Origin of the sequence: Pseudomonas sp. SC3(2021), from assembly GCF_019856535.1 — a bacterium.
Taxonomy (GTDB): domain Bacteria; phylum Pseudomonadota; class Gammaproteobacteria; order Pseudomonadales; family Pseudomonadaceae; genus Aquipseudomonas; species Aquipseudomonas monsensis.
The window spans coordinates 5312757-5326422 of the sequence record NZ_CP082236.1 but is presented as its reverse complement, the minus strand read 5'-3'; the positions used below and the strand labels follow the sequence as shown (position 1 = coordinate 5326422).

11 protein-coding genes, 1 pseudogene and 1 riboswitch are annotated in these 13666 nt (G+C 59.3%); of the genes and pseudogenes, 7 read left to right on the top strand and 5 right to left on the bottom strand.

The window, feature by feature from the left end:
• Positions 1 to 37: 37 nt before the first annotated feature.
• The 6 genes from K5Y35_RS23655 to K5Y35_RS23630 all read left to right on the top strand — a co-directional run bounded on the left by K5Y35_RS23655 (position 38) and on the right by K5Y35_RS23630 (position 4860).
• On the top strand, positions 38 to 1036 hold the full coding sequence (locus K5Y35_RS23655) for a bile acid:sodium symporter family protein (protein ID WP_222833108.1): 999 nt from the start codon (positions 38 to 40) through the stop codon (positions 1034 to 1036).
• 447 nt (positions 1037 to 1483) lie between these two features.
• Positions 1484 to 2821 (top strand): saccharopine dehydrogenase C-terminal domain-containing protein, encoded by a 1338-nt coding sequence (locus K5Y35_RS23650; RefSeq protein ID WP_222833107.1) that lies wholly within the window; start codon positions 1484 to 1486, stop codon positions 2819 to 2821.
• Between the two features lie 40 nt (positions 2822 to 2861).
• Positions 2862 to 3584 carry a hypothetical protein gene (locus K5Y35_RS23645; protein WP_123467947.1) on the top strand — a complete coding sequence of 241 codons (723 nt, stop codon included), beginning with the start codon at positions 2862 to 2864 and terminating at the stop codon, positions 3582 to 3584.
• A 27-nt stretch (positions 3585 to 3611) separates the two neighbouring features.
• Positions 3612 to 4325 (top strand): ferritin-like domain-containing protein, encoded by a 714-nt coding sequence (locus tag K5Y35_RS23640; protein ID WP_259741337.1) that lies wholly within the window; start codon positions 3612 to 3614, stop codon positions 4323 to 4325.
• Positions 4326 to 4339: 14 nt separating this feature from the next.
• Positions 4340 to 4678 (top strand): hypothetical protein, encoded by a 339-nt coding sequence (locus K5Y35_RS23635; RefSeq protein ID WP_123469155.1) that lies wholly within the window; start codon positions 4340 to 4342, stop codon positions 4676 to 4678.
• 17 nt (positions 4679 to 4695) lie between these two features.
• Positions 4696 to 4860, top strand: a complete 165-nt coding sequence (locus K5Y35_RS23630) for a rubredoxin (protein ID WP_222833106.1) — start codon at positions 4696 to 4698, stop codon at positions 4858 to 4860.
• A gap of 538 nt (positions 4861 to 5398) precedes the next feature.
• Here the strand turns inward: K5Y35_RS23630 and K5Y35_RS23625 are convergent.
• Complete coding sequence (locus K5Y35_RS23625; protein WP_128614939.1) at positions 5399 to 6571, bottom strand: cystathionine gamma-synthase; 1173 nt, start codon at positions 6569 to 6571, stop codon at positions 5399 to 5401.
• Positions 6568 to 7944 carry a pyridoxal-phosphate dependent enzyme gene (locus tag K5Y35_RS23620; protein WP_222833105.1) on the bottom strand — a complete coding sequence of 459 codons (1377 nt, stop codon included), beginning with the start codon at positions 7942 to 7944 and terminating at the stop codon, positions 6568 to 6570. Before K5Y35_RS23620 ends, K5Y35_RS23625 begins: the two co-directional genes overlap by 4 nt.
• Before the next feature lie 244 nt (positions 7945 to 8188).
• Here K5Y35_RS23620 and metE point away from each other — a divergent pair, with 244 nt between their 5' ends.
• Positions 8189 to 10477, top strand: a complete 2289-nt coding sequence (gene metE / locus K5Y35_RS23615; protein WP_222833104.1) for a 5-methyltetrahydropteroyltriglutamate--homocysteine S-methyltransferase — start codon at positions 8189 to 8191, stop codon at positions 10475 to 10477.
• 45 nt (positions 10478 to 10522) lie between these two features.
• Here metE and K5Y35_RS23610 read toward each other — a convergent pair.
• The 3 genes and pseudogenes from K5Y35_RS23610 to K5Y35_RS23600 form a co-directional block, all read right to left on the bottom strand.
• A pseudogene (locus tag K5Y35_RS23610) lies at positions 10523 to 11191 on the bottom strand (ABC transporter ATP-binding protein); the annotation flags it as partial.
• A 92-nt stretch (positions 11192 to 11283) separates the two neighbouring features.
• Positions 11284 to 12288, bottom strand: a complete 1005-nt coding sequence (locus K5Y35_RS23605) for a FecCD family ABC transporter permease (protein ID WP_222834491.1) — start codon at positions 12286 to 12288, stop codon at positions 11284 to 11286.
• Positions 12289 to 12296: 8 nt separating this feature from the next.
• On the bottom strand, positions 12297 to 13310 hold the full coding sequence (locus K5Y35_RS23600; protein ID WP_222833102.1) for an ABC transporter substrate-binding protein: 1014 nt from the start codon (positions 13308 to 13310) through the stop codon (positions 12297 to 12299).
• 143 nt (positions 13311 to 13453) lie between these two features.
• Positions 13454 to 13647, bottom strand: a riboswitch (cobalamin riboswitch).
• Positions 13648 to 13666 lie beyond the last annotated feature (19 nt).

Sequence of the window (13666 nt, the reverse complement as noted above, 5' to 3'; positions counted from 1 at the left end):
CGTCGACACGCCCTGGCAACCCCCGGATAGACAGACCATGACTCGCCCAAGATTCCTGCCCGACAACTTCACCCTGACATTGATCGGCGTAGTTCTGCTCGCCAGTTTCCTGCCCGCCAGCGGCCAGGTCGCGGTCGGCTTCGGCTGGCTGACCAACATCGCCATCGCCCTGCTGTTTTTTCTGCACGGCGCCAAACTCTCGCGCGAATCGATCATCGCCGGTGCCGGGCATTGGCGCCTGCATCTGTTGGTATTCGGCCTGACGTTTGGGTTGTTCCCGATTCTCGGTCTGGCGTTGAAGCCGCTGTTGTCGCCGTTGATTGGCGACAAGCTGTACATGGGCATGCTCTACCTGTGCGCGTTGCCCGCCACAGTGCAGTCGGCGATCGCTTTCACCTCGCTGGCGCGGGGCAACATTCCGGCGGCGATTTGCAGTGCGGCGGCATCCAGCCTGTTCGGGATTTTCCTCACGCCGTTGCTGGTGACGCTGTTGCTTGACGTCCACGGCGACGGCGGTTCGACCCTCGATGCGATCCTGAAAATCAGCGTGCAACTGCTGTTGCCATTCATCGCCGGGCAGATCGCCCGGCGCTGGATCGGCGCGTGGGTCGGCCGCAACAAGAACTGGCTGAAATTCGTCGATCAGGGTTCGATTCTGCTGGTGGTCTACGGTGCATTCAGCGAAGCGGTCAACGAAGGCATCTGGCATCAGATTCCGCTGGTCGATCTGTTGGGACTGGTGGTGGTCTGCTGCATCCTGCTGGCGTTGGTGCTGCTGGCCTCGACCCTGCTGGGCAGAGTGTTCGGCTTCAGCCAGGAAGATCGCATCACCATACTGTTCTGCGGTTCGAAAAAGAGTCTGGCGACCGGCGTGCCAATGGCTCAGGTGCTGTTTGCCGGGAGCACCATCGGCGTGCTGATTCTGCCGCTGATGCTGTTCCATCAGATTCAGCTGATGGTCTGTGCGGTGCTGGCGCAGCGCTATGCGAAACGGCCGGAATCGGTGCCGGAGTTGATGGCGCAGGTGGACCCCTAGTTCGCCACGCCGCTGGTCTAAGGCATTGTGTCAAAGCGTTGCAGCAGGGGATTGCTATGAAATAGCGTCCCCTCGCGAGCAGGTTGCTCTGCAGAATATCTCCAAATAACTCAAAATTAATCAATGAGTTATCACTCATCTGTGGGTACATGAGACATTTTGTTTCTGAAATATTATGAAAAAATAATTGGGGGAAGGGGTTGCCACGACTCGGGTGGCTGTTTAGGATCCAATCTTCGCAAATATAACAAGTCTGGGCAGGAAGCTCAGCCGCATGGGATTTATATGGATATTATCGCCCCCAACTTTCTATTCTCTTAGTGGTCATTCGCGAACACCGCGAAGATTGACTGCGCTCTGCCAATACCTATTTACGATGGATAGCGTTTCGCACTTGCGAAGGGTTGCGCCTGCATTGGATACAAACTTACGTAAAGGATTCTACGTATGAAAACAATAAATCGAATCGTGATAGTCGGATTTGGAAGTATCGCTCAGGCCTTGTTGCCTCTGTTGGTTGAGCGATATCAGGGCGACATTGTTATCTTTGACAAAGAAGTGGATGTCTCAAGGCAAGCCATTGCGCAAGAGTATTCGGCGTTATTGATTAAGAAGTTGATTACGCCGCATAACTTTGTAAGCGTGATAAGTCCTTATCTCGGCGAACAGGTGTTTTTGCTGAATCTGGCTGTTTCGGTTTCCAGTGAAGCATTGATCGACCTTGCTCAGCGCCACGACTCGCTCTATCTGGATACTTGCATTGAGCCCTGGGAATATAGCGCTGATGTCGATTCGAATCTGGCGAGCAACTTTTCCCTGCGCGAAGGACTCAAGCGCTTTGCCAAACAGCGAGCGGTTGACCGCGCAACGGCCGTTGTCGCCCATGGTGCCAATCCCGGCTTTATCTCGGTGCTGCTGAAAAAGGCATTGACGCAAATGGCTGCGGTCAATGGCGTCGCCTTTGAAATCTCGCACCCTCAAGACTGGGCCAGACTGGCCGAGCGCCTGGGTGTCAGGGTGATCCAGATTTCCGAACGCGATACGCAAGTCGCCGGCAAGGAACGCTCCGAACAGCACTTCATGTGCACCTGGTCGGTGGACGGCCTGATCACCGAATGCCTGCAACCGGCGGAAATGGGCTGGGGCAGCCATGAGACCCGGCTCCCTCAGGGCGCGATTCGCAATGACTATGCGATTGCCATGCGAGAGCAAGGGCGCGAAGTCAAAGTCAAAAGCTGGTCACCCAATTACCTCGACTTCGCCGGTTACTTGTTGACTCACAACGAATCGCTGTCGATCGCCGAATACTTGACCCTCGGCGACAGCCGCAACCCCAGCTATCGCCCCACGGTTTATTACGCCTATCACCCTTGTGATCAGGCCGTGGCTTCCATGGCCCTGCTGAACGAGGGCAATGAAGACCGGGTATTGACCAAGGAAGTCTTGAAGGACGGTATTGTTTCCGGCATCGACGAACTGGGTGTGTTTCTCATCAGTGACCAATATCCGTCTGTGTGGATGGGCTCGAACCTGTCCATTGGCAAGGCACGGAAAATGGCCAAGTACAACAGCGCCACCAGTTTGCAGGTGGTGTCCAGCATTGTCGCCGGTATGGCGTGGGCACAGGCCAATCCTCATGCCGGGATTCTGGAGAGTGAAAGCCTGGACTGGGAATTCATCTACGGCATCGTTGAGAAATACTGGCAGCCGATGGTTTTTCAGCAGATCGACTGGCGACCCGTTGCTGGCGATAACACGCTGTCGTTTGGCAGCTTTCTGATCTGACTGTTTTCTGGTTCTCGTTCAATCTATCAAGGAAGAATGTATGTCGATGGCAATCGGCGCGATCACGCGCACCACACCCGATGCTTCTGCGGTCTTGTCCGGATTCAGTTTTCCTGCCGTGGATCTGACGGCGTCGGATCGTCAGGAATGGAAGGAGATATTTTTCGATTCGGTGATCACCGAATATGACGCGCGGCGGTTGTACTGGTACCTCGAGGGCAATTACCCGGAAGTCTTCAACTGCATGGAAGACGTGCTCAACCCCTGGCTGAAAGATGAAATTGATCACGCCTATGGTTTCGCGCTGATTTACGCGTCGTATTCCGCTATTCCTTTTGATGAAGTGTCACTCAGTGTCGAATTGAGGAAACCGGATTTCAGCATTGTCGATGCCATCGCCGCCGATCCGTTAAAGCTTCTGGTAACTCTGGCCTATGACGAAATCATCACCACCCACGTTTACCACCGCAGCATAGAAAGTTACGACCGCTTCAATTCGCAACAACTATCGGCGTGGATACGCAAAACCAAGAAGGATGAAGTGACGCACTTCTTTGCCTTCGTGAAAAAAGCCAGAGAGTTGTTCCCGCATAGACTGCAGGAGGTGCCGGGGATACTGGAGGACATTTTCCGTGTGGACTTCGAGAAGCCCAGTTACACAGGAACATTTGTGCTGGATCACAACGCACCGGACTTTCCGATTTCCAAACAGGAAATCAAGGACATGATTATTCCGGCAATCATAAAAAAATTCAGTGAATGAATACCGTGAGACAGGGAGGAAAATGGCATGGAAGCGGCTTTCTTAAAAAAGCGTAATTGGAGTTCCAGGGCGATTTTTGAGGATATCGCGGCCAGTGGATGGACCAATCCAGGCATTGATCCTTCCTTTAAAGCGTTCTTTATGGCCGACCTCGTGTCTGAGTACGATTCGGTCAATCTTTATAATTTTCTGTACGCCAGGCGCAAAGAGTTCTCCCCTTATTTTGTTCAGTACCTGGATTTCTGGTACGCCGACGAGCGTAACCATGCCGACGGATTCTTTGAGCTGAACCGCCTGGTTTTTGGCGCGACCGAAAGTGACCTCATCAATGACCTGAAGGACCGCGTTGGCGATTTTTCAGGCCTGGAAGACATTCTCTCCTGCGAGTTCAATCTTCTGCTGTTGTTCGCCTATGACGAGTACGTTTCGGTGAAAACCTACAAGAAAGACACGTTCTATCAGGACTTTGGCCATCCTGGTTTCAATGTGTGGATCAAGAACCTGATTGCCGATGAAGCCATTCACTTTGGCAATGCCGTGAAAATTCTGAAGACCTTTCACGCCGATAAACTCGATCAGGCGCAAAGCGTGTTGCGCCGGATCGGTGGCTTTGAAGGAGGGGAATACAAGAACACGTTTCTGTTCGATCACGACGGCCCGCATTTTCAGCTGGACAGTGACGAAGTGGGCAGCGTCGTCATTGACGAAATTCTTTCAATCTTGCAAAAGAGGTCTTTGTGAAAAAAGAACATTACATAGTCGTGGCTCTTTTGCTGATGGTCTTTGGCGAGATTCTGACCATTTACAGTGAGGTCTATGCCTCGAAACTGCCGGGCAGGGTCATGGAGACCCCCGGCATGTTTATCAAGCCGATGTTCTTGATCTGCATCGCCGGTATCAGCCTGGTAATGGCGTATTGGCTGGGTTATCAGGGGACCGGGAATATCTGGGTGGTGACCGTCGCCTCGTTGACCCTGCTGCTGGTGCTGGAACCCATTGTGATCTACGCCATGCTTCGCGAGTTGCCGGAGCGTGGCGCATTGATCGGCTTCATCCTCGGCGCCGCCGGATTGATTTCAACCGTGGCACTTTAAGCAAAAGGAGATTGTTGATGTTGACTCAAGAGCAGACCAAAACCTGCACGGTATGCGGTTATGAATATGATCCGGCGATCGGTGATCCGCAAAACGGGATTGCCCCCGGCACTGCCTGGCAAGACGTTCATGACGATTGGCTGTGCCCGGACTGCCAGATGCCAAAGACGGATTTTGAGTGACACGGTAAGGCGCGCCGAAGGTCGCGGGAGTCTTTTCAGGCGCAGTTGGAGGGTTATGAGTCCGGCGCAGTTTTGGTAAAGGCCTCGACAGCCTGTGGCAACGGGCTCGCGCAACAAGGCTGCGCAGGATCGACCGGGTTTGGTAGGGATCGCCATCCAGAGCCGGCGCGGCGGGGCGCTCGACGGGCGTTAGGCGTTTCGCTTTCTGTGCAGCTTCGGCAAGGTTGAAATCAGTCTAAAAACACCCGGAAGGCGCGTCTGGCCTTTGCTAGGCTCAAAGGTGTAGGTGAAGACGCAGACTGATGCGCAATCGGATAGCAAGGGGACGTGGGGCGCGTTCCGAAGGGTACACGGTTAGAAAGATCTCCGCGCTGAGATCCAGCCCTTACGCCGTGTGAGGCAGCAAAGCACCGCTCTTTTTCCATGGTTGCTTTTGTACTGTGAGAGGCCCGATAAACCTTGTAAGCCAGAGACCAGCACTGGCCACCTACTCGAACACCAAAGCCCGCATCGCGCGGGCTTTGTCGTTGTGGCAGGACTAGATTTTCGTCAGGGCGTACGCCAGGTCGGCGCGCAGGTCTTCAAGGTCTTCGACGCCCACCGACAAACGCACCAGTCCATCGCCGATGCCGAGTCTGGCCCGGGTTTCAGGTGGAATGGTTGCGTGGGTCATGATCGCCGGATGCTCGATCAGGCTCTCGACGCCGCCCAGGCTCTCGGCCAGGGCGAAGATCTTTACGTTCTCGAGGAAGCGCCGCGCACCGGCCAGATCGCTGTTCAGATCCACGGAAATCATCCCGCCGAAACCGCGCATCTGTCGCTTGGCCAGTTCATGCTGCGGGTGCGAAGCCAGCCCCGGGTAGTAGACACGTTTGACCTGCGGCTGCTGTTCCAGCCACTGCGCCAACGCCAAGGCATTGCTGCAATGGCGTTCCATGCGCAACGCCAGGGTCTTCACCCCGCGCAGGGTCAGGAACGCGTCGAATGGCCCGGCAATCGCGCCCACGGCGTTCTGCAGAAATCCGAGTTTTTCCGCAAGTTCGGCATTCTGCCCAACCACCGCAATGCCCCCGATCACGTCCGAGTGACCATTGAGGTACTTGGTGGTCGAGTGCAGCACGATGTCGAATCCCAGCTCCAGCGGCCGCTGGATATACGGGCTGGCAAAGGTGTTGTCGGCCACGCAGATGATCCCGCGTGCGCGGCAGATACGGGCAATGGCGGCCAGGTCCGACAGGCTCAGCAGCGGATTGGTCGGGGTCTCGACCATGACCATGCGCGTGTCGTCCTGCAGTGCGGCTTCGAACGCCGACAGATCGGCCAGATCGACATAGCTGAAACGATGCCCGGCGCTGCGCTGGCGCACCTTGTCGAACAGACGGAAGGTACCGCCATACAAGTCATTGCCGGAAATGATGTGCGAACCGGCCTCCAGCAATTCCAGCACCGTGGAAATCGTTGCCAGCCCGGACGCGAAGGCAAACGCCCGGGTGCCACCCTCCAGATCCGCGACACAGCGCTCAAGGGCAAAGCGTGTCGGGTTGTGCGAGCGCCCGTAGTCAAACCCCTTGTGCACACCGGGGCTGTCTTGCAGGTACGTGGAGTTGGCGTAGATCGGCGGCATCAGCGCGCCGGTGGTCGGGTCCGGCGCCTGCCCGGCGTGAATCACCCGGGTCGCGAAGCCTTGGGATTTGTCGTCGTGCTGACTCATGCGAGGGATCTCCGTAATTGGTTGAGCATGTCGGTGCGGGTGATCAGGCCGTGGAAGCCTGAGGCGTCGGCGATGATCGCGACGAGGCCACGGCTGAGCACCGCTTCCAGCTCGGCCAGGGTGGCGCCGGGAGCGAGGGTTTGCAGTTTGTCGGTCATCACGCTGGAGACCGACTGGCTGAAGCGTGCAGCGTCTTCGTGCACGCCGAGCAAAATGTCCGATTCGTCGATGACGCCGACCAGTTGCTTGCCCTCCACCAGCACCGGCAGTTGCGAGACGTCCGCCAGACGCATGCGCTGGAACGCGGTCAGCAGCGTGTCGCCGGGGCCGACGCTGATCACGCGGCCGTCCTCGAAACGCCGCGCGATCAGATCGCGCAGGTCGCCATAACCCTTGCGCTGCAACAGGCCCTGATCGGTCATCCACTGGTCGTTGTAGACCTTCGACAGGTAGCGCGTGCCGGTGTCGCAGACGAAACTGACCACGCGTTTGGGCTCAGTCTGTTCGCGGCAATAACGCAATGCGGCCGCGAAGAGGGTGCCGGTCGAGGAACCTCCGAGAATGCCTTCGGCCTTGAGCAACTGGCGGGCGTGATCGAAGCTTTCTTCATCGCTGATTGAATAGGCGTGGCGCACGCTGGAGAGGTCGGTGATCGACGGGATGAAGTCTTCACCGATGCCTTCCACCGCCCAGGAACCGGGCTTCGGCAGGGTGCCATCGCGGCTGTATTGAGCCATCACCGAACCCACCGGGTCGGCGAGGATCATTTCCAGATCCGGCTGCACACGCTTGAAAAAGCGGCTCAGCCCGGTGAGCGTGCCGGCCGAGCCGACGCCGACCACGATGGCGTCCAGATCATGTTCGGTTTGCGCCCAGATCTCCGGTGCGGTACTGCATTCGTGGGCCAGCGGGTTGGCCGGGTTGTTGAACTGGTCGGCGAAGAACGCGCCGGGGATGTCTTTCGCCAAACGTGCCGCCACGTCCTGGTAATACTCGGGATGGCCCTTGCCGACATCGGAGCGGGTGATGTGCACCTCGGCGCCCATGGCCTTCAAGTGCAGGACTTTCTCGGTGGACATCTTGTCGGGTACCACCAGCACCACCCGATAACCCTTGGCGCGGCCGACCAGCGCCAGGCCCAGGCCAGTGTTGCCGGCGGTGGCTTCGACGATGGTGCCACCCGGTTGCAGGCGGCCATCACGTTCAGCCGCATCAATCATTGCCAGACCGATACGGTCCTTGATCGAGCCACCGGGGTTCTGCGATTCGAGTTTGAGAAACAGCGTGCACGGCCCGGTATCAAAGCGGGTCACGCGCACCAGAGGGGTATTGCCGATCAGCCCCAGCACGGCAGGGCGGGAGTCTTTTGACATCTCGTATTCCTTCGGTGAGTCATCGCGCTTCATGCGCAGGCAAACAGCTCATCTCGCAAGCAACATAGGCCCGGATGCCCACGCTCGCAACCCAAAAAATCCGCGATCCGCACGACATTTCCCTGTAAGCGCTGCCGCAGCTGCATGAGTAAAACTTGTGATGATCACGATTAGAATGAGTTTGTCTCACCAAGGCTTGCCCTCGACAATAGCCGCCATTGACACGATTCTGGAGTTGTTTGTTATGGCACTGGCCCATTCCCTTGGATTTCCGCGCATCGGCCGCGACCGTGAACTGAAGAAAGCACAAGAGGCGTTCTGGAAAGGAGAGCTGGACGAGACGGGCCTGCGCGACGTTGGTCGTGAGCTGCGCAAGGCGCATTGGGAGATTCAGAAGAACGCCGGCATCGAGCTGCTGCCGGTCGGCGATTTCGCCTGGTACGACCAGGTCCTGACTCACTCGTTGATGTTCGGTGTGATCCCCGAGCGTTTCCGCCCGCACGACGGCAAGGCAACGTTGCAAACCCTGTTCGGCATGGCCCGTGGCGTCAGCGACACGTGCTGCGGCGGGGCTCACGCCGAGGAAATGACCAAATGGTTCGACACCAATTACCACTACCTGGTCCCGGAATTCAGTGTCGATCAGCAATTCCAGCTGGGCTGGGAGCAGTTGTTCGAAGAAGTCGAAGAAGCCCGCGCGCTGGGGCACAACGTCAAGCCTGTGGTGATCGGCCCGTTGACGTACCTGTGGCTGGGCAAGGCCAAGGGTAGTGAGTTCGACAAGCTTGAACTGCTCGATCGCCTGCTGCCGCTGTACGGACAGATCTTCGCACGGCTCGCCGCGCTCGGCGTCGAATGGGTGCAGATCGACGAACCGATTCTGGTGCTCGACTTGCCGCAAGCGTGGAAGAGCGCGTTCGAGCGTGCCTACAACCAGATTCAGCGCGATCCCCTGAAAAAGCTGGTTGCTACCTATTTCGGTGGGCTGGAAGAAAACCTCGGTCTGGCCGCCAACCTGCCGGTCGATGGACTGCACATTGACCTGGTGCGCGCGCCGGAACAGTACCCGACCATTCTCGATCGCCTGCCGGCCTACAAAGTGCTGTCGCTGGGGATGGTCAATGGCCGCAATGTCTGGCGCTGCGATCTGGAAAACGCCCTGGCGACCCTGCAACACGCCCATGAGCGCCTGGGTGAACGTCTATGGGTCGCGCCGTCCTGCTCGCTGCTGCACAGCCCGGTGGATCTGAGCCGCGAAGACAGTCTTGATGCCGAGCTGAAGAGCTGGCTGGCATTCGCAGTGCAAAAGTGCGAAGAAGTCGCGGTACTGGCGCATGCAGTCAAGGCGCCGGAAGCGCCAAAAGTGCTGCGCGCATTGACGCAAAGCCGGTCGGTGCAGACCAGTCGCGCCGCGTCTCCGCGTATTCACAAACCGGCCGTGCAGGCCCGGGTGGCGGCGATCACCGCCAAGGACAGCCAGCGTCAGTCGCCGTTCGCCCAGCGTATCGCCAAGCAACGTGCCCGGCTGGACCTGCCGCTGTTCCCGACCACCACCATCGGTTCGTTTCCGCAGACTGCGTCGATCCGTCTGGCGCGGCAGTCGTTCAAGCAAGGCAAGCTGAGCGCGGCCGAATACACCGAAGCCATGCACAGCGAAATCCGCCATGCGGTGGACATCCAGGAACGGCTGGGCCTCGACGTGCTGGTACACGGTGAAGCCGAGCGCAACGACATGGTCGAGTACTTTGCCGAGCAACTGGATGGCTACGTGTTCACCCGTTTTGGCTGGGTGCAGAGTTACGGCTCGCGTTGCGTGAAGCCGGCGGTGATCTTCGGCGACCTCAGCCGTCCGCACGCCATGACTGTCGAATGGATCCGCTATGCGCAGGGTCTGACCGACAAAGTGATGAAGGGCATGCTGACCGGGCCTGTGACCATGTTGATGTGGTCGTTCCCTCGTGAAGATATCAGCCGCGAAGTGCAGGCCCGGCAACTGGCGCTGGCGATCCGTGACGAAGTGGTCGATCTGCAAGCGGCCGGGATCAGGATCGTGCAGATCGACGAAGCGGCATTCCGCGAAGGCTTGCCGTTGCGTCAGGCACAGTGGCAGCAGTATCTGGACTGGGCGAGCGAGGTGTTCCGCCTGTGCGCTGGCGGGGTGCACGACGAAACCCAGATTCACACGCACATGTGCTACAGCGAGTTCAACGATGTGATCGAGTCCATCGCGGCGATGGATGCGGATGTGATCACCATCGAGACGTCACGTTCGGACATGGAACTGCTCGACGCCTTCGAAGCCTTCGCCTACCCGAACGACATCGGCCCGGGCGTCTACGATATCCACTCGCCACGGATTCCGCAGGTCGCGGAAATGGCCGGTCTGCTGCGCAAGGCGGCCCGTCGCATCCCGGCCGAGCGCCTGTGGGTCAACCCGGACTGCGGCCTGAAAACCCGCGGCTGGCCGGAGACCGAAGCGGCGCTGGTGCACATGGTCGCGGCGGCGCGGCAGTTGCGCAAAGAGCTGGCGTAAAGCTTGGGCCGCATGAAACACAGCCGTTGTGGAGCGGGCTGTGTTTTATGAATGAAATCGCAGGATCTGCGCACCATCGAACGGGTCTGTCAGGTAGTGCGCCTTGACCCCGAACGTTTCCTGTAGCCGCTGCGGCGTCAGCACTTCCAGCGGCTTGCCCAGAGCCACCAGCCGGCCGCGCTCCAGCACCGCCAGCCGATCGCATTTCAACGCCTGATTGAGGTCATGCAATGCAATCAGTGTGGTCACCGGCAACGCCTGCACCACGTTGAGGATGGTCAATTGATGCTGGATGTCGAGGTGGTTGGCCGGTTCGTCCAGCAGCAGGATTTGCGGGCGCTGGGCCAGCGCTCGGGCAATGTGCACGCGCTGGCGTTCACCGCCTGACAAGTGACGCCAGACACGCGTGCGCAGGTGCAGCGCATCGACGTCGATCAACGCCTGTTCAACGATGGCGTCGTCCACCTGCGACCACGGCTGCAGCGCTGACAGCCACGGTGTGCGCCCCAGTGCAACGGCGTCGAATACGCGGATGCCGTCGTCGGTGTCGGCCTGTTGTTCGACCACCGCCAGTTTTTGCGCAATGCTGCGCCGGGGCATTTTTCCGAGGGGCTGGCCTTCGAGCAGAACCTCGCCAGCGCTCGGCTCGCGCAATCCGGCAAGCAGTTTCAACAGAGTTGATTTGCCCGAGCCATTGGGCCCGACGATGCCGAGGGTCTCGCTGCGCTGGACCTCCAGGCAGACACCGTTAAGCAACTCGGCACCGCGCACCTTGAACGTCAGCCGGGAACAACTCAACACCGGGTTCATCGAGCCGATCTCCGGCCAACCAGGATGAGCGCAAACACCGGCGCGCCGACCAGCGCGGTAATCACGCCGACCGGAATCACCTGACCCTTGATCAGGGTGCGCGACAGCACGTCGGCGGCAATCAGAAACACCGCGCCCCCCAATGCGCTGGCCGGCAGCAGACGGGCATGCCCGGTGCCGAGCAACAGACGCGCCGCATGGGGAATCACCAGGCCGACAAAACCGATCGAACCGACAATCGACACCATCACCGCCGTTACCAGCGCCGCGCAACCGATCAGCACAATCTGCACCCGCCGCACCGGTATGCCGAGGGACGCCGCCGAATCCGCGCCAAAGGTAAATGCATCCAGCGCGCGCCGATGCCACAGGCACACCAGCAAGCCGAACAGGGCCACCGGCACCGCCAGCCACACCGCCGGCCAGCGCACGCCGCCGAGATTACCGAGCAGCCAGAACATGATGCCGCGCGCCTGCTCGGAACTCGCCGAACGGGTAATCAGAAACGCGGTGAGCGCATTGAACAGCTGCGAGCCGGCGATCCCCGCGAGAATGATCTGCCCGGTGCCGTTGGCCGAACCGCTGACACGGGCCAGCAGAATGACCAGCACGAACGCCGTTACCGCGCCGGCAAAAGCTCCGGCGGACAGCGAAATCGCCCCGGCGCCAATGCCGAGCAGCGCCACCATCACCGCGCCGGTCGAGGCCCCGGCGGAGATGCCGAGCAAATAGGGATCGGCCAGCGGATTGCGCAGCAGCGACTGCAAAATCACCCCGCACGTCGCCAGACCGGCACCGCACGCGGCGGCGACCAGGGCGCGGGTCAGGCGGTAGTTCCAGACAATGCCTTCGTCGATCGGGTCGAGCGCATGCCCGGCGGTCCACAGCTTGTTGGCCAGCACTTTTAGCACCACGTCCGGAGCAATCGACGTCTCTCCGATGGCGACCCCCGCGAGCACGGCGATCAACAGTGTCGTCAGGGCCAGTAGTGCGCGGATCAGGCTTTTATTCATTGCGACAGGTCATAGCCGTTGAGGGCCGTGGCCAGTTGCTCGATGCCATCGAACGTGCGCAGGCTGGCCTGCATGGCCAGGGCGTCGAGAATGATGATGCGGTTGTTTTTCACCGCGTCCATGTTGCGGGTCACCGGGTCGCTGCGCAGGAAGGCGAGTTTCTTCTGATAGTCGTCAGCGGGGAAGCGCCGGCGATCCATGCGTGCGATGACGATGAAGGTCGGGTTGGCCTTGGCGATGGTTTCCCAGCCGACCGTCGGCCACTCTTCATCGGATTGCACTACGTTGCGTACGCCGAGGGTACTCAGCATGAAATCGGGAATGCCTTTGTGTCCGGCCACGAAGGGCTCGATGTCCATCTGCGCACTGGAGAACCAGACCACGGCACTTGCGTCTTTCAATTGTTTGCCCTGAACCGTGGCGACTGATCGGGCGAGGCTGGCCTTGAGGTGTTCATTGAGCTGCTGGCCGCGGTCCTGCACATCGAAGATTTGCGCCAGTTGGCTCACGCTCTTGTAAATCGTGTCGATGCGAAACGGCGCCAGCCGGGTACCGTCGGCGCCGACGAGGTTGTCCTTGGCTTCGCAATCGGAGGGCAGCAGGTACGTCGGAATTTTCAGCTCATGAAACTGCTCGCGTGTGCCCACTGCACCTTGTGGGCCGACCATCCATTCCAGCTCCACGGCGACCAGTTCCGGGCGCTTGCCGATCACCGCTTCGAAACTCGGCTCGTTATCCGCCAGGCGTTCGATCTTGTCGTTCTGCGCCTTGTACGTGACCAGCACGTCGTTGAACCACAGCGAGGTGCCGACCACCTTGTCGCCCAGGCCCAGGGCGTAAAGCATTTCGGTGCCAGCCTGGCCGATGGTGACGGTGCGCGTGGGAGCATGCTGGAAGGTCAGGGTGCTGCCGCAGTTCTCGACGGTCAGTGGATAGGTCGTCGGCGCTGCATGGGCGAGCGCGCAAAGACTCAGGCCGGTGAGCAGGATGGCAACGCGGGGCAGCAGCATGGGCAGTCTCCAAGGGAACCGTACGCAAGGCGGGGAGAGTACGGTCTGGAAACACACCAGCGAACGCAGTCATGGCAACAGCGCAAGGCTGCTCATCAAACGAAGACGCGCACGGCACGATGTCCTTCCCGGACACCCCGCCGGTTAGTAGTCACTGTGCCGGCAGGTCTCCTGACTGATGCGTCATCGCCCGTGCTCCGGCCTTCCCGGGTTCACCCAGTGGCAGTCGTGGAGCAGGCTCAGCACCTACAGTTGCGGGGGCAGTTCCGAACGATGCGCTGACGCACCTCGGATTCCCTATTAATTCCGTATGGAAACCGGCGGCGGCATGGTAGTCGATCAAGCCGCTTTAGGGG

Bases quoted from the DNA above. Each gene is read 5' to 3' on its own strand.
- K5Y35_RS23655 (WP_222833108.1), top strand. From the start codon at position 38: ATGACTCGCCCAAGATTCCTGCCCGACAACTTCACCCTGACATTGATC.
- K5Y35_RS23650 (WP_222833107.1), top strand. From the start codon at position 1,484: ATGAAAACAATAAATCGAATCGTGATAGTCGGATTTGGAAGTATCGCT.
- K5Y35_RS23645 (WP_123467947.1), top strand. From the start codon at position 2,862: ATGTCGATGGCAATCGGCGCGATCACGCGCACCACACCCGATGCTTCT.
- K5Y35_RS23640 (WP_259741337.1), top strand. From the start codon at position 3,612: ATGGAAGCGGCTTTCTTAAAAAAGCGTAATTGGAGTTCCAGGGCGATT.
- K5Y35_RS23630 (WP_222833106.1), top strand. From the start codon at position 4,696: ATGTTGACTCAAGAGCAGACCAAAACCTGCACGGTATGCGGTTATGAA.
- K5Y35_RS23625 (WP_128614939.1), bottom strand. From the start codon at position 6,571: ATGAGTCAGCACGACGACAAATCCCAAGGCTTCGCGACCCGGGTGATT.
- K5Y35_RS23620 (WP_222833105.1), bottom strand. From the start codon at position 7,944: ATGTCAAAAGACTCCCGCCCTGCCGTGCTGGGGCTGATCGGCAATACC.
- metE (WP_222833104.1), top strand. From the start codon at position 8,189: ATGGCACTGGCCCATTCCCTTGGATTTCCGCGCATCGGCCGCGACCGT.
- K5Y35_RS23600 (WP_222833102.1), bottom strand. From the start codon at position 13,310: ATGCTGCTGCCCCGCGTTGCCATCCTGCTCACCGGCCTGAGTCTTTGC.